This window comes from Stutzerimonas sp. S1 (genome assembly GCF_025966695.1).
Lineage (GTDB): Bacteria > Pseudomonadota > Gammaproteobacteria > Pseudomonadales > Pseudomonadaceae > Stutzerimonas.
Map to the genome: position 1 here is coordinate 840,593 of NZ_JAOEIY010000001.1, position 19,289 is coordinate 859,881.

A 19,289-nucleotide genomic window follows, 5' to 3' on the forward strand; every position below is an offset into this window, starting at 1 on the left:
GGCGCGGCGCGCGCTGCCGGCAATGCACTCCGCTTACTCCACGGTCACCGATTTGGCGAGGTTGCGCGGCTGGTCGACGTCGGTGCCGCGCAGCACGGCGACGTAGTACGACAGGAGCTGCAACGGCAGGGTGTAGAGGATCGGCGCCAGCGCATCGTGGATGTGCGGCATGTTCACCACGAAAGTCCCCTCGCCGTTCTCCAGTCCGGCGGCACCATCGGCGAAGACGATCAGCTCGCCGCCGCGCGCGCGCACTTCCTGCAGGTTGGACTTGAGCTTCTCCAGCAGCTCGTTGTTCGGCGCCACCGTGACCACTGGCATGTCGGCGTCCACCAGCGCCAGCGGGCCGTGTTTGAGTTCCCCGGCCGGGTAGGCCTCGGCATGGATATAGGAGATTTCCTTGAGCTTGAGCGCGCCTTCCATGGCCACCGGATACTGCGCACCGCGACCGAGGAACAGCGTGTGGTGCTTCTCGGCGAAGTGCTCGGCGATCTTCTCCACCGTGGCATCCATCGCCAGTGCTTCACCCAGGCGCGTCGGTAGCCGGCGCAGTTCGGCAACCAGCTCGGCTTCCGTCGCCGCCGACAGGTTGCCGCGCACCTGGCCGAGCGCCAGCGTCAGCAGCATCAGCCCGACCAGCTGCGTGGTGAAAGCCTTGGTCGAGGCGACGCCAATTTCCGGGCCAGCCTGGGTTAGCAGACAAAGATCGGATTCGCGCACCAGCGAGCTGATGCCAACGTTGCAGATCGCCAGGCTGGCGAGGTAGCCCAGTTGCTTGGCATTGCGCAGCGCAGCCAGCGTGTCGGCGGTCTCGCCGGACTGGGAAATGGTGACGAACAACGTGTCGGGCTGTACCACCACCTTGCGGTAACGGAACTCGCTGGCCACTTCGACCTGACAGGGAATCCCGGCCAGTTCTTCGAGCCAGTACCGCGCGACCATACCGGCGTGATAGCTGGTACCACAGGCAACGATCTGCACGTTGCGCACCCGCGCGAACAGTTCGGCGGCCTGCGGTCCGAAGGCCTGGACCAGCACCTGCTGCTCACCCAAGCGCCCTTCCAGGGTGCGCTGCACCACCTTGGGCTGCTCGTGGATTTCCTTGAGCATGAAATGACGGTACTCGCCCTTGTCTACCGCCTCGGCCCCCTCGTGATACTGCACGATTTCGCGCTGTACCGGCTGACCGTCGACATCCCAGATCTGCAAGCCGTCGCGGCGGATCTCGGCGATGTCGCCCTCCTCCAGGTACATGAAGCGGTCGGTCACCTGGCGCAGCGCCAGCTGATCGGAAGCGAGGAAGTTCTCGCCCAGCCCCAGGCCGATCACCAGCGGGCTGCCACTACGCGCGGCCAGTAGACGATCAGGCTGGCGGGCCGAAATCACTGCCAGGCCATAGGCACCATGCAGTTCCTTGACCGCCGCTTTGAGCGCAGCGGTGAGATCGCCGAGCGAATCGAGCTTGTGGTGCAGCAGGTGCACGATGACTTCGGTATCGGTGTCGGAGTGGAATGCGTAGCCGAGCGCTTTGAGCTGGCTGCGCAGCGCCTCGTGATTCTCGATGATGCCGTTGTGCACCACGGCCAGGTCAGTCCCGGAGAAATGCGGATGGGCGTTGCGCTCGCAGGGTGCGCCGTGGGTGGCCCAGCGGGTGTGGGCGATGCCCAGGCGTCCGGTCAACTGAGTCTGCTGCTGAGCCTGCTCCAGCTCGGCGACCTTGCCGTTGCGGCGCAGGCGCTGCAGCGCCCCGGCGCCATCGACCACGGCGATGCCGGCGCTGTCATAACCCCGGTATTCCAGGCGCTTGAGGCCCTCGAGCAGGATCGCGGTAATGTTGCGTTCGGCGACGGCGCCAACGATGCCACACATGGTCAGGTCTCCAGATTGGGTTCGACGGCCGCGCAGATCAGCTTGACGCCACGGGCCTGGATAAGGGTGCGCGCCTCGTCGCTGAGGCGCTCATCGGTGATCAGGGTATGGATGCTGCTCCAGGGCAGCTCGAGATTCGGTATCCGTCGGCCGATCTTGTCGGACTCGGCCAGCACGATGACCTCACGGGCGACATCGGCCATGACCCGCGACAGCCCCAGCAGCTCATTGAAGGTGGTCGTGCCACGTTCGAGATCGATGCCGTCGGCGCCGATGAACAGTTGGTCGAAGTCGTAGGAACGCAGCACCTGCTCGGCGACCAGGCCCTGAAAGGATTCCGAATGCGGGTCCCAGGTACCGCCGGTCATCAGCAGCACCGGCTCGTGCTCGAGCTCGCGCAGTGCGTTGACCACGTTCAGCGAGTTGGTCATTACCACCAAGCCGTGCTTGTGGCCGAGCTGCGGGATCATCGCCGCCGTGGTGGTACCGCTATCGATGATGATCCGCGCATGTTCGCGGATGCAGCCGACTGCCGCGCGGGCGATGGCCTGTTTGCACGACGAAATGGGCTGCACGCTATCGCCGATCAATTCCTGCGGCAACGGCACCGCGCCGCCGTATCGACGTAGCAACAGGCCGTTTTTTTCCAACGCGGTGAGATCCTTGCGGATCGTGACTTCGGAGGTTTCGAAACGCCGCGACAGCTCATCCACACTGACCTCGCCACGCTCGTTGAGCAAGGCGAGGATGGCGTGGCGACGTTGTGGGGTGTTGCGCTTCGACATTGATATGTTTCGATTCGAAATATAACGGCGCGAATCAAAACATAAGTGCCGCGGCGCTGCAAGCGAACCGGCCTCGTCGGCCGACGGCGAGCATCTTCCGAGTGACTGACGCGCGCTCGACTTACGATTGCTTCTTCGGGCGCTGCCAGCCTTCGATGTTGCGCTGGCGCCCGCGGCCCAATCCGAGCGTATGCGCCGGCACGTCCTCGGTGATGGTCGAGCCGGCACCGGTGGTTGCGCCATCTCCCAGATTCAGCGGTGCGACCAGTGAACTGTTGGAGCCGATGAAGACGTCCTCGCCCATCACCGTCTTGAACTTGTTGGCACCGTCGTAGTTGCAGGTGATGGTGCCGGCGCCGATGTTCGTCCGCGCGCCGATCTCGGCGTCGCCCAGATAACTGAGATGCCCAGCCTTGGCGCCATCGCCCAGCGTTGCGTTCTTCAGCTCGACGAAGTTGCCCACATGCGCCTTGGCGCCCAGAACGCTGCCCGGACGCAGCCGCGCGAACGGGCCGCAGTCGGCGCCCTCACCGACTTCCGTACCGTCGAGATGGGAGTTGGCCTTGACGATCGCACCGCAGCGCAGGGTGCTGTCCTTGATCACGCAGTTCGGCCCGATCTGCACCTCGTCCTCGATGATCACCTTGCCCTCGAGCACCACGTTGACGTCGATCAGCACGTCTCGGCCAATGCTGACCTGGCCACGTAGATCGAAGCGCGCCGGGTCGCGCAGGGTGACGCCCTCGGCCATCAACCGGCGGGCCGCCCGCTGCTGGTAATGGCGCTCCAGCTCGGCGAGCTGGATACGATCGTTGGCGCCCTGTACCTCGAGCGCATCCTGCGCGCGCTCGGTGGCGATCTGCAGACCGTCGGCCACCGCCATCGCGATCACGTCGGTCAGGTAGTACTCGCCCTGAGCGTTGCTATTGGACAGCCGCCCCAGCCATTCCCCCAGACGCGCGCCCGGCACGGCGAGTATGCCGGTGTTGCCTTCGCGGATCGCCCGTTGCTCGGCACTGGCGTCCTTGTGCTCGACGATCGCCCGCACGCTCCCGTCGGTGTCACGAACGATCCGCCCATACCCGGTCGGATCAGCGAGCTCGACGGTAAGCAGCGCCAACTGCTGTGCGGCTACCTTGGCCAAGAGGCGTTGCAGGGTCTGCGCCTCAATCAGCGGCACATCTCCATAAAGAATCAACACGCGTTCAGCCGACAGGTTCGGTAGCGCCTGCGCCACTGCATGTCCGGTGCCGAGCTGCTCGGCTTGCACGACGAAATTCAGGTCGGAACCCGCCAGCCGCTCGCGTACCTGTTCCGCGCCATGACCGATCACCACCTGGATGCTGCGCGGCTTTAGGGCGCGCGCGGTATCGATGACGTGTCCGAGCATGGACTTCCCGGCAACAGGGTGAAGGACTTTCGGCAAGGAGGAACGCATGCGCGTGCCCTGGCCAGCGGCGAGGATGACGATATCGAGAGACATGGGCGAATCCTGGACGGGTCTGGTGTACCGCCATCGTCTACCCAGCTGAAACGGACGGGCAGATCAACGCGATAGCTGAAAAAGAAAAAGGGTAGCCAAGGCTACCCTTTTACTCGTGCGCGATGAAGTCGCGGATCGATCAGTGCCGACCGTACTTCTTGCGCAATGCCTCGATGGTGCGCAGCTGAGCTGCAGCCTCGGCGAGACGTGCGGCGGCGGAACCGTAATCGAACTCCGCGCCCTTCTCGTGCAGCGCCTTTTCGGCGGCCTTGACGGCAGCCTGAGCGGCTGCCTCGTCGAGGTCCTTGGCGCGCGTAGCGGTATCGGCAAGCACCTTCACCATGTTCGGCTGCACTTCGATGAAGCCGCCGGAGATGTAGAAGATTTCCTCGTCACCACCCTGCTTGATCACTCGCACCGGACCGGGCTTGAGATCGGTCAGCAGCGGCGCGTGCCCCGGCAGGATACCGATGTCACCAAGGTTCCCGTGGGCGATGACCATTTCCACCAGCCCCGAGAACAGCTCTTCTTCCGCACTGACGATGTCGCAATGGACTGTCATAGCCATGTTCATGCCTCGGTAATCAGCCTGGCCAGCAGCTGCCAGTCAGGCTGGTTGGCGCCCGCGAACGGGCGCGCCAGTTACAGTTTCTTGGCTTTCTCGATGGCTTCGTCGATGCTGCCGACCATGTAGAACGCCTGTTCCGGCAGATGGTCGTAGTCGCCATTGAGGATGCCGGAGAAACCACGGATGGTTTCCTTCAGCGGCACGTACTTGCCTGGCGAGCCAGTGAAGACTTCGGCCACGAAGAACGGCTGGGACAGGAAGCGCTGGATCTTACGAGCACGGGATACCAGCTGCTTGTCGGTCTCGGACAGTTCGTCCATACCGAGGATCGCAATGATGTCCTTCAGCTCCTTGTAGCGCTGCAGCACGTACTGAACGCCGCGAGCGGTGTCGTAGTGCTCCTGCCCGATCACCAGCGGATCCAGCTGACGCGAAGTCGAGTCGAGCGGATCTACCGCCGGGTAGATACCCAGGGAAGCGATGTCACGCGACAGTACGACGGTGGCGTCGAGGTGGGCGAAGGTGGTCGCCGGGCTCGGGTCGGTCAGGTCGTCCGCGGGAACGTAGACGGCCTGTACCGAGGTGATCGAGCCATTCTTGGTGGAGGTGATGCGCTCCTGCAGAACGCCCATCTCTTCGGCCAGAGTCGGCTGGTAACCTACCGCCGAAGGCATACGGCCCAACAGCGCGGACACTTCGGTACCGGCCAGGGTGTAACGGTAGATGTTGTCGACGAACAGCAGAACGTCACGACCTTCGTCACGGAACTTCTCGGCCATGGTCAGGCCGGTCAGAGCCACGCGCAGACGGTTTCCCGGCGGCTCGTTCATCTGGCCGTAAACTAGGGCAACCTTGTCCAGAACGTTGGAGTCCTTCATCTCGTGATAGAAGTCGTTACCTTCACGAGTACGCTCACCCACACCGGCGAACACGGAGTAACCGCTGTGCTCCATGGCGATGTTACGGATCAGCTCCATCATGTTTACGGTCTTGCCGACACCGGCACCACCGAACAGACCGACCTTACCGCCCTTGGCGAACGGGCAAACCAGGTCGATAACCTTGATGCCGGTTTCCAGCAGCTCGTTGCCGCCAGCCTGCTCTGCGTAGGACGGAGCAGCGCGGTGGATGGTCCAGCGCTCTTCTTCGCCAATCGGGCCGGCTTCGTCGATGGGGTTACCCAGGACGTCCATGATGCGGCCGAGGGTCTGCTTACCGACCGGCACGGAGATACCGGTGCCGGTGTTGACGACGTCCAGGCCACGCTTGAGGCCTTCGGTCGAACCCATGGCGATGGTACGGACAATGCCGTCGCCCAACTGCTGCTGGACTTCCAGGGTGGTCTCGGCGCCCTGAACTTTCAGTGCGTCATAGACGTTCGGTACCAGATCGCGCGGAAATTCCACGTCGATAACGGCGCCGATGATTTGAACGATACGTCCGCTACTCATGTTTGGTTCCTCTGAATATTTGAACCGTTCTTAAACCGCGGCAGCGCCGCCGACGATTTCCGAAATTTCCTGAGTGATCGCAGCCTGACGGGCCTTGTTGTAGACCAGTTGCAGGTCGCTAATCAGCTCACCGGCGTTGTCGGTTGCGTTCTTCATGGCAATCATCCGCGCGGCCTGTTCGGCTGCGCCGTTCTCAACTACCGCCTGATAGGCCTGGGACTCGATGAAGCGAACCAGCAGGGCATCCAGCAGCTGCTGGGCATCCGGCTCGTAGAGGTAGTCCCACTGACCTTTCTTGACCGGCTCGGCGTTCTCGTCTGCGGCCAGGGGCAGCAGCTGATCGACCGTGGGCTTCTGGGTCATGGTGTTGATGAACTTGTTGGATACCAGGTACAAGCGATCGATACGGCCTTCGTAGAAGCCGTCCAGCATGACCTTGACGCTGCCGATCAGATCGTTGATCGATGGCTCTTCGCCGAGGTTGCCGATCGCCGCGACGACGTTGCCGCCGAAGCTGCGGAAGAAGCTCGCGCCCTTGTTGCCGATCACGCAGAGGTCAACTTCGACCTTCTGATCGTGCCACTCCTTCATGTTCTTGATCAGGACCTTGAACAGGTTGATGTTCAGGCCACCGCACAGACCACGATCAGTAGACACGACGATATAGCCGACACGCTTGACCGGACGCTCAACCATGAACGGGTGACGGTATTCCGGGTTGGCGTAGGCCAGATGGCCGATTACCTGCCGGATCCGCTCCGCATAAGGGCGGCTGGCAGCCATGCGCATCTGTGCCTTGCGCATCTTGCTGACCGCCACCTTTTCCATGGCGCTGGTGATCTTCTGCGTGCTTTTGATGCTCGCAATCTTGCTGCGAATCTCTTTTGCGCCTGCCATTTGACACCTATCGGGTTAGCAGGCGGGAGCCTCGCGGCTCCCGCTGCGGCTTACCAGCTCTGCGTGGCCTTGAACTTCTCGATACCAGCCTTCAGGCCAGCGTCGATTTCGTCATTGAAGTCGCCCTTCACGTTGATCTTCGCCATCAGGTCGGCGAACTCGCGGTTGAAGAAGGCGATCAGGGCCTGCTCGAAGGCGCCAACCTTGGCCACTTCCACGTCCGTCAGATAGCCACGCTCGGCGGCATACAGGGACAGGGACATGTCGGCGATGGACATCGGCGCGTACTGCTTCTGCTTCATCAGCTCGGTAACGCGCTGACCATGCTCCAGCTGCTTGCGGGTCGCTTCGTCGAGGTCGGAAGCGAACTGTGCGAACGCAGCCAGTTCACGGTACTGAGCCAGTGCGGTACGGATACCACCGGACAGCTTCTTGACGATCTTGGTCTGCGCGGCACCACCGACGCGGGATACCGAGATACCGGCGTTGACGGCCGGACGGATGCCTGCGTTGAACATGGCCGATTCCAGGAAGATCTGACCGTCGGTGATCGAAATCACGTTGGTCGGAACGAACGCGGAAACGTCGCCCGCCTGGGTTTCGATAATCGGCAGAGCGGTCAGCGAGCCGGTCTTGCCAGTCACCGCACCATTGGTGAACTTCTCGACATACTCTTCGGAAACGCGAGAAGCGCGCTCCAGCAGACGGCTGTGGAGATAGAACACGTCGCCCGGGTAGGCTTCACGTCCCGGCGGACGACGCAGCAGCAGGGAGATCTGGCGATAAGCCACGGCCTGCTTGGACAGATCGTCATAGACGATCAGCGCGTCTTCACCGCGGTCGCGGAAGTATTCGCCCATGGTGCAGCCGGCGTACGGAGCCAGGTACTGCAGCGCAGCGGACTCGGAAGCCGAAGCAGCCACCACGATGGTGTTCTGCAGAGCGCCGTGCTCTTCCAGCTTGCGCACCACGTTGGCGATGGTCGACTGCTTCTGACCGATGGCCACGTAGACGCAGCGGATGCCGCTGTTCTTCTGGTTGATGATGGCGTCGATGGCCAGGGCGGTCTTACCGATCTGACGGTCACCGATGATCAGCTCGCGCTGGCCACGGCCTACCGGGATCATGGCGTCGACCGACTTGTAACCGGTCTGCACCGGCTGGTCTACCGACTTACGCCAGATCACGCCCGGCGCGACCTTCTCGACCGCGTCAGTTGCCTGAGCGTTGATCGGGCCTTTGCCGTCGATCGGGTTGCCCAGTGCGTCGACGACGCGACCTAGCAGTTCCGGACCAACCGGAACTTCGAGGATGCGGCCAGTGCACTTGGCGCTCATGCCTTCGGTCAGGCCCAGGTAGTTACCCAGAACCACGGCACCGACGGAGTCCTGCTCCAGGTTCAGTGCCATACCAAAGATGCCGCCAGGGAACTCGATCATCTCGCCGTACATGACGTCGGCCAGACCGTAGATGCGTACGATACCGTCAGAAACGCTGACGACGGTGCCCTCATTACGGGCTTGAGCAGCAACATTCGATTTCTCGATGCGCTGCTTGATGATTTCACTAATCTCGGAAGGATTCAGTTGCTGCATGCCATGACCCTCAAATCAGGATTTCAACGATTCGGCCAACTGGCTCAGTTTGCCGCGGACCGAACCGTCGACAACCACATCACCGGCGCGAATCAACACGCCGCCGATCAGCGCAGGATTCACGGCCTGCTGGAGGTTGACGGTGCGATCTAGCCGCTTCGACAGGGCGGCAGCCAAAGTTTGGAGTTGCTCGTTGCTGAGCTCGAAGGCGGTTTCAACTTCTGCCTCGAGCGTTTTCTCGGCTTGCGCCTTGATGTCCTCGTACAGCTCCCACACGGTCGGCAGGACCGCCAGGCGATCATTCTCGCCAAGGGTCTGGACGTAGTTGCGGAACGCTTCATCAGCGTCGTCACCGAGCAGACGCACCAGTTCCTTGACCTTGCTTTCGCTGGTCAGGCGGGGGTCGTTCAGCAACGCTGCGACGTCGGGAACTTCAACAGCGATGGCGGCCAGGTTCAGCATTTTCGACCAGGAATCGGTCTGTCCGGCCGCGCTGGCGAACTCGAAAGCGGCTTTCGCGTAAGGCCGAGCAAGCGTCTGGGTATTGATCATCGCTTGCCTCGCTTAGAGTTGGGAGGCCAGTTTTTCGACCAGCTCGTTGTGCACCTTGGCGTCCACCTGGGACTCCAGGATCTTCTCTGCACCGGCGACGGCAAGAGCCGCTACCTGACTGCGCAGTTGGTCCCTGGCACGGTTCACTTCCTGTTCGATCTCGGCGCGGGCGCCGGCGACCAGTCGCTCGCCTTCAACACGTGCCTGCTGCTTGGCTTCCTCGATGATCGCGTTGGCGTGCTTGTTCGCCTGCTCGAGAATCTGGGCAGCCTGCTCCTTGGTCTCACGAAGGGTGTTGGACACCTTGTCCTGAGCCAGTTTCAGGTCCTGCTGCGCACGGCCTGCCGCATCCAGTCCTTCGGCGATCTTCTTCTGGCGTGCGCTCATGGCGGCCGTGATCGGCGGCCAGACGAACTTCATGCAAAACCAGACGAAGATAGCGAAAGCGAGCGTTTGACCGAACAGCGTCAAGTTAATGTTCACAGCGATTTACCTCGTGCTATCTCGTTCAACGCGGGAGTCATTCCACGGCGACGGGGCTCGCCCGGCGAACCCCATCTCAAACCGGAAAAATGATTAACCGGCGACAACGAAGATGAGGTACATCGCGATACCAACGCCGATCATCGGCACGGCGTCGAGCAGACCAGCCATCAGGAAGGTCTTGGTTTGCAGCTGAGGAGCCAGCTCAGGTTGACGAGCGGTGGATTCCAGCAGCTTGCCACCCAGCAGGGCGAAGCCGATACCAGTGCCCAGGGCACCCAGACCGATCATGATGGAGGCGGCGATGTAGACGAGTTCCATGTAAAGCTCCTGAAGCTAAGGGGGGTTAAGGTTTTTCGGTTAAAACGTTAGCGGTTTTCAGTGATGTTCTTCATGGGCAGAGCTCAGGTACACCACCGTCAGTACCATGAAGATGAAGGCCTGCAGCGGAATCACCAGGATATGGAAGATCGCCCAAGGCACATTCAGGGTCCACTGCACGTAGAACGGCAGCAGGGCGATGAGGATGAACACCACCTCACCAGCGTACATGTTGCCGAACAGACGCAGCGCGAGACTGAGCGGCTTGGTCAGCAGGCCGAGAATCTCGAGGAACAGGTTGAACGGCACCAGCGACCAGTGGTTGAACGGGGTAAACGCCAGTTCCTTGCTGAAACCGCCGAAACCCTTGACCTTGACGCTGTAAAACAGGATCAGGATGAACACGCCGAGCGACAGGCCAAAGGTGCCGTTCGGATCGGCGGTCGGCACAATCTTGAACGCCGGCAGGCCGAGCAGACCGGCGATGCCCGGGATGTAGTCGACCGGAATCCACTTCAGGCTGTTCATCAGGAACACCCAGACGAAGATGGTCAGCGCCAGCGGAGCGATCAGAGTATTGCGGCCATGGAAGGTGTCTTTGACCACGCCTTCGACGAATTCGACGCACATCTCGACGAAATTCTGCAGCTTGCCCGGTACGCCGGCGGTTGCGGCCTTGGCGGCGCTACGGAACAACAGGATGAAGAGGGCGCCCATCAGCAGCGACCAGCCCAGTGTGTCCAGATGGAAGGCCATGAAACCCATGTCGCGAGCCTCGAGGCCGGTCTGGGCAATGGTCCAGGTCGCCTGGTCGAGGACAGTACCATCAGCACGCTCGTAACCAGCCGGCAGCTTGCCGTAGGTCAGGTTTTGCAGGTGGTGCTGGATATATTCAGCCGGTGTGCTCGCCATAAACGCCTCAAATGCTCAATGCTTCGGATTGTTTTTCATCAGCAGGAGCGCGCTCGCCCCGACGCCAAGAACCAGCAAGTAGCCGGTAAACAAGGCAACCGGATTGAGCGGTCTTACTCCCACAAACACCAGCGCGAAAAGCGCCGCTGCCAGAATTTGTTTGCCCATCTCGCCGGACCAGAAGGACTGGACGATTGCTCTGGTCGAACGCGCGCCAAAATAACGGAACGCTTTGTACGCGAAGTACAGATTCGCCAACCAGGCAATCAGTCCGCCGAGCAGCGCTGAATAGCCGGCGACGATACCAAAAAATACCCCGCTTAAGACAGCGGCGAGCAGTACAACCAGCGCTTGCACCTGCAATACGCGGACGGCCGGCAAACGATGGAAAGGTGTCTTGTTGCGTATGTTCACCGTATAACCATCTTCAGCGGCGGGTCACGGCTGGCGCTCTTCCGCAGTCCAAAAAAGCGCGGCGAGTATAGGAGCAGGACCCACCCGGTTCAACCGTCAGGTAGTAATTTCCGACCAGCACTACAAAATCTTTGTATCAGCGAATGTGCGCCAGTACGCCCTGCAACTCATCCAGCGAATTGTAGCGAATCACCAGTTGCCCTTTGCCCTTGGTGCCATGCTTGATCTGCACCGGAGAGCCCAGGCGTTCGGCCAGCCGCTGTTCCAGGCGGCTGATGTCGGGATCACTCTTCGGTTCTGCCTTGGCGGCTTCTTTTCCGTTCAGCCACTGGCGAACCAGTGCCTCGGTCTGGCGCACGGTCAGACCACGTGCGACAACGTGCCGCGCCCCTTCTACCTGCTGTTCGGCCGGCAGGCCGAGCAGCGCACGGGCATGGCCCATCTCGAGATCGCCGTGCGAGAGCAGCGTTTTGATCTCTTCCGGCAGTCCGATCAGACGTAGCAGATTGCTGATCGACACCCGCGACTTGCCCACCGCATCGGCAACCTGTTGCTGGGTCAGCTGGAATTCCTGCTGCAGCCGCTGCAGTGCCATGGCCTCCTCGATAGGGTTGAGGTCCTCGCGCTGGATGTTCTCGATCAACGCCATGGCGATGGCGGCTTCGTCCGGAATATCGCGCACCATCGCCGGAATGCTGTCCTTGCCCGCCTGCTGGCTAGCCCGCCAGCGGCGTTCGCCAGCGATGATCTCGTAGCGCCCACCGGCGATCGGGCGTACCACAATCGGCTGCATCACGCCCTGGCTCTTGATCGATTGCGCCAGTTCTTCCAGCGTCGTGGGGTCCATATCGCGTCGCGGCTGGTACTTGCCACGCTGGATGAGATCCAGCGGCAGATGCCGCAGCTCGCGATTGTCCACCTGTACGGCTTCTTCCTGCATCGCCGCCACCGTAGCGCCGCCGAGCAGGGCATCCAATCCGCGTCCGAGACCTCGTTTCTTGGTTGCCATGAAGATTCCTTATGCGAGTGCGCCGCGCGCGGCTTTGCGCTGACGGCGAGACAGCTCTCCGGCCAACGCCAGATAGGCCATTGCGCCTTTTGATTGCTTGTCGTAGACCAATGCCGGCATGCCGTGACTCGGAGCCTCGGCGAGACGCACGTTACGAGGGATGACCGTGTCGTAGAGCTTGTCGCCGAAGTGTGCCTTCAGCTGAGCTGAGACATCGCTGGTCAGGCTGCTGCGCGGATCGTACATGGTGCGCAGCAGGCCCTCGATGGTGAGGCTGGGATTGAGTACCTGGGCGATGCGCTGAATCGAGTTGACCAGGTCGCTCAACCCTTCGAGGGCGTAGTACTCGCACTGCATGGGGATGATCACCCCGTCGGCTGCGGTCAGCGCATTGATGGTCAGCATCGACAGTGACGGTGGGCAGTCGATGAGAATGTAATCGTAGTTTTCACGTACCGGAGCGAGCGCCTCGCGAAGGCGGTTTTCCTTAGCCGGCAGATTGAGCAGCGCAACTTCCGCAGCCGTGAGATCGCGGTTGGCCGGCAACAGCTGGTAGCCGCCATGTTCGGAATACTGCATGGCATCGACCAGGCTGCACTCGCCTATCAGCACGTCGTAGATCGAATAGTTCAGGTTCAGCTTGTCCACACCGCTGCCGGTGGTGGCATTGCCCTGCGGATCGAGGTCGACCAGCAGCACCCGACGTCGGGTGGCAACCAGCGAGGCCGCCAGGTTGATGCAGGTGGTGGTCTTGGCGACACCGCCCTTCTGGTTGGCGATGGCGAATACTCTAGCCATGGTCAGTGTCTGTCCGGGTCATGAAGTGCGGCGCAGTATCAGCAGATGGCGCTGACCTTGGCAACCGGGAACCTTGAGGACGTGACAGGCCTCGAGACGGAAGTCAGGTGGCAAGGCTTGCAGCTCGTCGTCAGGCTGTACCCCTTTCATCGCCAACCAGCGCGTATCGCAGTTACCCAGGTGACGGGTCCAGCTGGCAAAGTCCTGCAACGAGCTGAAGGCGCGCGAGGTGATGCCGTCGAAGGCGGCCGCAGGCTGGAACTGCTCGACGCGGCTATGCACCACTTCGAGATTGGCCAGCTTCAGCTCGAGCTTCACCTGAGTGAGGAAGCGCGTCTTTTTGCCGTTGGAGTCGAGCAGAGTGAATGCGCGCTCGGGAAACAGAATCGCCAACGGCACGCCAGGCATGCCGCCACCGCTGCCCACGTCGAGCCAACGCTGGCCTCCTTCGGCGACAAACCGCACCACACTGAGACTGTCGAGCAGATGGCGCGACACCATCTCATCCGGATCGCGGACCGCCGTGAGGTTGTACGCCTTGTTCCACTTGATCAGCAACGCCAGATAGGCGAGCAGCTGCTCGTGTTGCAATGGGCTGAGGTCGACGCCCAGCTCACGGGCGCCAAGGCGAAGCTCCTCGGCGTGGTGCGGACTGACCAGACTCATCAGGCGCTCTGCTCCAGCTGCTGGCCAGCGCTGCGCTTTTTCAGATGAATCATCAGCAGCGAAACCGCCGCTGGCGTCACGCCGGGAATCCGCGATGCTTGACCAAGAGTCTCAGGACGGGCTTGGGACAGCTTGTGCTGGATCTCCTTGGACAGTCCGGAGATGGTCGCATAGTCGATATCTTCCGGCAGTCGGATGTTCTCGCTAGCGCGCAGCCGCTCGATTTCTTCCTGCTGGCGTTCGATGTAACCGGCGTACTTGGTCTTGATCTCCACCTGCTCGGCAACCTGCGCATCCTCGACACCATCGCCGGTGAGTTCGACCAAGCTGCGGTAGTCGATCTCCGGACGTGCCAGTAGATTCAACAGGTTGTACTCGCGTGCCAGCGGACTGCCGAAACGCTCGACGATGGCCTCGCCCTCGGGCGTACCCGGACGGACCCAACTGCTCTTCAGGCGCTGCTCTTCGCGTTCGATACCCTCGCGCTTGGCACAGAACGCCGCCCAACGGTCATCATCGACCAGGCCCAGCTCGCGGCCTTTTTCGGTCAGACGCAGATCCGCATTGTCCTCGCGCAGGATCAGCCGATACTCGGCGCGCGAGGTGAACATGCGATAGGGCTCCTGAGTGCCAAGCGTGATCAGGTCATCCACCAGCACGCCGAGATAGGCCTCGTCACGGCGGGGGCACCAGGCATCACGGCCTTGAGCGCGCAGTGCGGCGTTAGCGCCGGCGAGCAGGCCCTGGGCGCCCGCCTCCTCGTAGCCGGTGGTGCCGTTGATCTGGCCGGCGAAGAACAGCCCGCCGATCACCTTGGTCTCCAGGCTGTACTTGAGATCGCGCGGGTCGAAGTAGTCGTACTCGATCGCATAGCCCGGGCGCACGATATGTGCGTGCTCCATGCCACGAATGCTCTGCACGATCTGCAGCTGCACGTCGAACGGCAGCGAGGTGGAGATGCCGTTGGGATACAGCTCGTGAGTGGTTAGGCCTTCAGGTTCGAGGAAGACCTGGTGGCTGTCCTTGTCAGCGAAACGGTGGATCTTGTCCTCGATCGAAGGGCAGTAGCGCGGACCAATGCCTTCGATCACGCCCGAATACATGGGCGAGCGATCCAAGTTAGCAGCGATGATCTCGTGAGTGCGCGCATTGGTGTGGGTGATCCAGCAGCTTACCTGTGCCGGATGTTGATCGCGGCTGCCGAGGAACGACATCACCGGCAGCGGGTTGTCGCCCGGTTGCTCAGTCATCTGCGAAAAGTCCACCGAACGGCCATCGATGCGCGGCGGCGTACCGGTCTTCAGCCGGCCGACGCGCAGGGGCAACTCACGCAGCCGTTGCGCGAGGGCAATCGAGGGCGGATCACCAGCCCGACCGCCGGAGTAGTTCTGCAACCCGATATGGATCAGTCCGCCGAGGAAGGTACCGGTGGTCAGTACCACCGAGGTAGCGAAGAAACGCAGCCCCATCTGAGTGACCACGCCCTTGACCACGTCCTGTTCGACGATCAGGTCATCGGCCGCCTGCTGGAATATCCACAGGTTCGGCTGGTTCTCCAGGATCGTGCGAATAGCCGCCTTGTACAAAACACGGTCGGCCTGCGCGCGGGTGGCGCGTACCGCTGGTCCCTTGCGGCTATTGAGCACGCGGAACTGGATGCCGCCCTTGTCAGTGGCGGTGGCCATAGCACCACCCAGGGCATCGATCTCCTTGACAAGGTGGCTCTTGCCGATGCCACCGATGGCCGGATTGCAACTCATCTGCCCCAGGGTTTCCACATTGTGGCTGAGCAGCAGGGTCTTCACGCCCATGCGTGCTGCTGCCAAGGCAGCTTCGGTACCGGCATGGCCGCCACCGATAACGATCACGTCAAAACGGGAAGGGAAGTCCACCACGCACCTCGTGCCTGTTCAGATGGGAGTTTTTGGGAAGCCGCGAAGTATAGGCAGTTAGCCGTCGCATAAGAAGGGCCTTGGACAAAAAATAACCAGCCGGGCATCTGAAGTGGTGGTCCTTCAAAAAGATTAAAAAAGAAGAAATTTATAAAGAGCTTGTTTATATGTTTATGTATGTGCAAGCCGAAATCTGTGGATAACCTCTTGTAGGCCTCGAAACAACAGGGTCGTGGCAAAGGATAACGCTGTGCTGCGCCTATGGGTTACCGGTGCGAATGCAGTACGCACCTTGTGGATTAAAGCAACGTTTATGCACAGCCGAATGCGCGCGCAGCTTTCAAAGCTGGTTATCGACTGGGTTCAAGAATGCTTTTCCACAGGGCTTAGCGCGCCGAAGCCGCACGCTTTTAGACCGACGGGGCACGAGCGGCTGCCCCTTTGGAGCGGGGCGGGACAGTGAGGTTACCCCTAGCCGGGGTTTACTTGCCGATACAGAAGCTGGAAAAGATCCGGCCTAGAAGGTCGTCAGAAGTGAAGGCTCCGGTAATCTCGCCAAGAGCTTGTTGGGCGAGCCGCAGATCCTCGGCGAGCAGCTCGCCTGCACCTGCCTGAGTCAACTGGGCATGCCCGTGGTGCAGGTACTCGTCAGCCAGACGGAGCGCATCGAGATGGCGACGGCGCGCGCTGAAGCTGCTCTCGGCGGTCTGCTCATAGCCCATGCAATGCTTCAGATGTTCGCGCAGCAATTCGACGCCCTCGCCCGATCGCGCGCACAGACTCACGCTCACCAGACCGTCATTGCTTACGCTCAGTGCGATGGGATCGCCGCTGAGGTCCGCTTTATTACGGATCACAGTGACCTTGCTGGGACAGGGTGCGCTGTCGAGAAACTCCGGCCAGAGGGCCAGCGGGTCGGCGGACTCAGGCGCACAGGCATCGACAACCAAGAGCACACGGTCTGCTTCGCCTATGGCATCTAGCGCCCGCTGAACGCCGATACGCTCGACCTGATCCTGGGTATCGCGCAAGCCGGCGGTATCCAGTACATGCAGCGGCATGCCATCGATGAGGATGTGCTCGCGCAACACGTCGCGCGTGGTACCGGCGATATCGGTAACAATCGCCGCCTCCCGGCCGGCCAGCGCATTGAGCAGGCTGGATTTCCCCGCGTTGGGCCGGCCGGCAATCACCACCGTCATGCCATCGCGCAGCAGCGCGCCTTGCCCGGCTTCGCGTAGCACTGTGGATAACTCTGCGCGAACGGCTTCGAGTTGGGTTAGGACATGACCATCGGCGAGAAAATCGATTTCCTCCTCGGGAAAATCGATTGCCGCCTCGACATAGATGCGCAGTTGAATCAGCTGCTCGGTGAGGCCATGGACTCTGCGGGAAAACTCGCCTTGCAGGGAGCGCAGCGCGTTGCGCGCAGCCTGCGCGGAACTCGCTTCGATCAGATCAGCGATCGCTTCGGCCTGGGCCAGATCCAGCTTGTCGTTGAGGAACGCTCGTTCGCTGAACTCTCCAGGACGCGCAAGCCGCGCGCCGAGTTCCACGCAGCGTTGTAATAACAGGTCGAGTACCACGGGCCCGCCGTGCCCCTGCAGTTCCAACACATCCTCACCGGTGAAGGAATGCGGCCCCGGGAAGAACAGCATCAGTCCCTCGTCGATAACCTCACCATCGTCAGCATGGAACGGTCCGTAGTGAGCGTGGCGCGGGGTTGGTTCGCGACCGCTCAGGGTTATAGCCAGCGCTTTGGCGCGTGAGCCGGAGACCCTGACGATACCGACCCCACCGCGACCGGGAGCGGTGGCGACGGCGGCTATGGTTTCGCGGACTGGGCTCATGGCGGTTCTCCAATGGCGACGGGTAAATAGCAGAACGCCCCAATCAAGGGGCGTTTTGCATCAAGCGAAGGTCGGGTCAGGCCGTCTTGGCCCCCTCGATCTGCCGAGTAATGTACCACTGCTGAGCGATCGACAAGACGTTGTTGACCACCCAGTACAGCACCAGGCCGGCAGGGAACCAGAGGAAAAAGAAGGTGAAGATGATCGGCAGGAGCTTCATCACCTTGGCCTGCATCGGATCCGGCGGGGTCGGATTCAGCTGCTGCTGGATGAACATGGTGACGCCCATGATGATCGGCAGGATGAAGAAGGGATCCTTGATCGACAGGTCGGTGATCCAGAACATCCAAGGTGCCTGGCGCATTTCTACGCTTTCCAGCAGTACCCAGTACAGGGCCAGGAATACCGGCATCTGCACGATGATCGGTAGGCAGCCGCCCAGTGGATTGATCTTTTCCTTCTTGTACAACTCCATCATCGCCTGGGACAGCTTCTGGCGATCATCGCCGTGCTGTTCCTTCAATGCTTGCATCTTGGGCGATACCGCTCGCATGCGGGCCATTGACTTGTAGCTGGCGGCGGACAGGGGGAAGAAGGCCAGTTTGATGATGATGGTCAGGACGATGATCGACCAACCCCAGTTACCCAGCAGTGCATGGATGTTTTCCAGCAGCCAGAAGATCGGCTGGGCAATGAACCAGAGGATGCCGTAATCAACGGTCAGGCGCAGGCCGGGTGAAAGCTCCTCGAGCTTCTCCTGACTTTTCGGACCGGCATACAGCGTGGCGCCGGTTTCGCCTTGAGCGCCTGGCGCCACGCTGACCGCCGGCCCGGTGAAACCGATGATGTAGTTGCCCTGGCTATCCTTGCGGGTCTGGACCAGGTTGGTATCGTCTGTCTGAGGAATCCAGGCGGTAACGAAGTAGTGCTGCAGCCATGCAATCCAACCGCCCTGCACAGTTTCGCGCAGGTTCTTGTCGTCCATGTCGCCCATTGAAACCTTGGTGTAGGGCTCGTCCTTGGTCCACAACGCCGCACCCAGGTAGGTCGCGGTGCCAGTTGCGGTGCTTGAGGACGGATCGGCGCTGCTGTCGCGCTTGAGCTGGCCGAACAGGTAACCGGTCCAGGGCTTGTCGCTCTGGTTGTCGATCAAATAACGCACGGCCAGGTCGTACTGGCCACGATCGAAGGTGAAGCGTTTGACGTAGTTGATGCCGTCAGCGCTGTACTTCAGATCGACAACCAGCTGGTCCTGACCTTCGGCGAGCTGGTACTCGCTCTTCTCGCTGCTGTACTGCGGACGACCGCTGGCCTTGTCAGGGCCATCGCCGATCAATCCGCTCTGGGCTTCATAGGTCCGCTCGCTGCTCCGCTCGAACAGCTGGAACGGGACCTCCGGATGATCCTGCCGGCGGGGATACTTCGGCAGATTCAATTCGACGATATCGCCGCCGCGTGGGTCGATGGCAACGTCCAGAACATCGGTGCGCACGCGAATCAGCTGGCTGCTCGGTACAGCTGGCGCAACGATGCTGGCCTGTTGCTGACTGGCTACCGCGGGTACGTCCTCATGATTGCCCTCGACAGCCGTCGACGGGCTTTCCGGCAACGCCGCCATGGACGACTGGGTTTGAGAGGTCGCTGCTGGAAGTGCTGCCTGACCGTAATCCTGGTTCCACTGAAGAACCATCAGGTAGGCAACGACTGCCAGAGCTACGAGCAGTATCGAGCGTTTGATATCCAT

At 61.3% G+C, this 19,289-nt stretch carries 18 protein-coding genes; all 18 read right to left on the bottom strand.

Annotated features, from left to right (window positions below):
• Nucleotides 1-33: 33 nt before the first annotated feature.
• On the bottom strand, nt 34-1,869 hold the full coding sequence (gene glmS / locus N8H22_RS03880; protein ID WP_264589289.1) for a glutamine--fructose-6-phosphate transaminase (isomerizing): 1,836 nt from the start codon (nt 1,867-1,869) through the stop codon (nt 34-36).
• Nucleotides 1,870-1,871: 2 nt separating this feature from the next.
• Complete coding sequence (locus tag N8H22_RS03885) at nt 1,872-2,654, bottom strand: DeoR family transcriptional regulator (protein WP_264589290.1); 783 nt, start codon at nt 2,652-2,654, stop codon at nt 1,872-1,874.
• Nucleotides 2,655-2,775: 121 nt separating this feature from the next.
• On the bottom strand, nt 2,776-4,137 hold the full coding sequence (gene glmU / locus N8H22_RS03890; RefSeq protein WP_264589291.1) for a bifunctional UDP-N-acetylglucosamine diphosphorylase/glucosamine-1-phosphate N-acetyltransferase GlmU: 1,362 nt from the start codon (nt 4,135-4,137) through the stop codon (nt 2,776-2,778).
• Nucleotides 4,138-4,276: 139 nt separating this feature from the next.
• Nucleotides 4,277-4,705: a F0F1 ATP synthase subunit epsilon gene (locus N8H22_RS03895; RefSeq protein ID WP_237255414.1), complete on the bottom strand. Its 429-nt coding sequence runs from the start codon at nt 4,703-4,705 to the stop codon at nt 4,277-4,279.
• Nucleotides 4,706-4,779: 74 nt separating this feature from the next.
• Complete coding sequence (atpD, locus tag N8H22_RS03900; RefSeq protein ID WP_102833153.1) at nt 4,780-6,156, bottom strand: F0F1 ATP synthase subunit beta; 1,377 nt, start codon at nt 6,154-6,156, stop codon at nt 4,780-4,782.
• Between the two features lie 30 nt (nt 6,157-6,186).
• Nucleotides 6,187-7,053 carry a F0F1 ATP synthase subunit gamma gene (gene atpG / locus N8H22_RS03905; protein WP_253752427.1) on the bottom strand — a complete coding sequence of 289 codons (867 nt, stop codon included), beginning with the start codon at nt 7,051-7,053 and terminating at the stop codon, nt 6,187-6,189.
• Between the two features lie 50 nt (nt 7,054-7,103).
• Nucleotides 7,104-8,648, bottom strand: a complete 1,545-nt coding sequence (gene atpA / locus N8H22_RS03910) for a F0F1 ATP synthase subunit alpha (protein WP_264589292.1) — start codon at nt 8,646-8,648, stop codon at nt 7,104-7,106.
• Between the two features lie 15 nt (nt 8,649-8,663).
• Nucleotides 8,664-9,200, bottom strand: coding sequence for a F0F1 ATP synthase subunit delta (locus tag N8H22_RS03915; protein WP_264589293.1), 537 nt, complete (start codon nt 9,198-9,200; stop codon nt 8,664-8,666).
• A gap of 12 nt (nt 9,201-9,212) precedes the next feature.
• On the bottom strand, nt 9,213-9,683 hold the full coding sequence (locus N8H22_RS03920; protein WP_264589294.1) for a F0F1 ATP synthase subunit B: 471 nt from the start codon (nt 9,681-9,683) through the stop codon (nt 9,213-9,215).
• A gap of 93 nt (nt 9,684-9,776) precedes the next feature.
• The gene (gene atpE, locus N8H22_RS03925; RefSeq protein ID WP_003290909.1) at nt 9,777-10,004 is read right to left on the bottom strand and encodes a F0F1 ATP synthase subunit C; all 228 of its coding nucleotides are present in this window, start codon (nt 10,002-10,004) and stop codon (nt 9,777-9,779) included.
• 57 nt (nt 10,005-10,061) lie between these two features.
• The gene (gene atpB / locus N8H22_RS03930) at nt 10,062-10,916 is read right to left on the bottom strand and encodes a F0F1 ATP synthase subunit A (RefSeq protein WP_264589295.1); all 855 of its coding nucleotides are present in this window, start codon (nt 10,914-10,916) and stop codon (nt 10,062-10,064) included.
• 15 nt (nt 10,917-10,931) lie between these two features.
• Nucleotides 10,932-11,330: a F0F1 ATP synthase subunit I gene (locus tag N8H22_RS03935; protein WP_264589296.1), complete on the bottom strand. Its 399-nt coding sequence runs from the start codon at nt 11,328-11,330 to the stop codon at nt 10,932-10,934.
• Between the two features lie 136 nt (nt 11,331-11,466).
• The gene (locus N8H22_RS03940; protein WP_264589297.1) at nt 11,467-12,339 is read right to left on the bottom strand and encodes a ParB/RepB/Spo0J family partition protein; all 873 of its coding nucleotides are present in this window, start codon (nt 12,337-12,339) and stop codon (nt 11,467-11,469) included.
• Between the two features lie 9 nt (nt 12,340-12,348).
• Nucleotides 12,349-13,137 carry a ParA family protein gene (locus N8H22_RS03945; RefSeq protein WP_264589298.1) on the bottom strand — a complete coding sequence of 263 codons (789 nt, stop codon included), beginning with the start codon at nt 13,135-13,137 and terminating at the stop codon, nt 12,349-12,351.
• A gap of 18 nt (nt 13,138-13,155) precedes the next feature.
• A complete protein-coding gene (gene rsmG, locus N8H22_RS03950; RefSeq protein ID WP_264589299.1) occupies nt 13,156-13,803 on the bottom strand; it encodes a 16S rRNA (guanine(527)-N(7))-methyltransferase RsmG in 648 nt (215 codons plus the stop codon).
• Nucleotides 13,803-15,695, bottom strand: a complete 1,893-nt coding sequence (gene mnmG / locus N8H22_RS03955) for a tRNA uridine-5-carboxymethylaminomethyl(34) synthesis enzyme MnmG (protein ID WP_264589300.1) — start codon at nt 15,693-15,695, stop codon at nt 13,803-13,805. The genes rsmG and mnmG overlap by 1 nt, the downstream gene beginning before the upstream one ends.
• Before the next feature lie 482 nt (nt 15,696-16,177).
• Complete coding sequence (gene mnmE / locus N8H22_RS03960) at nt 16,178-17,545, bottom strand: tRNA uridine-5-carboxymethylaminomethyl(34) synthesis GTPase MnmE (RefSeq protein ID WP_264589301.1); 1,368 nt, start codon at nt 17,543-17,545, stop codon at nt 16,178-16,180.
• A gap of 76 nt (nt 17,546-17,621) precedes the next feature.
• The gene (yidC, locus tag N8H22_RS03965) at nt 17,622-19,289 is read right to left on the bottom strand and encodes a membrane protein insertase YidC (protein ID WP_264589302.1); all 1,668 of its coding nucleotides are present in this window, start codon (nt 19,287-19,289) and stop codon (nt 17,622-17,624) included.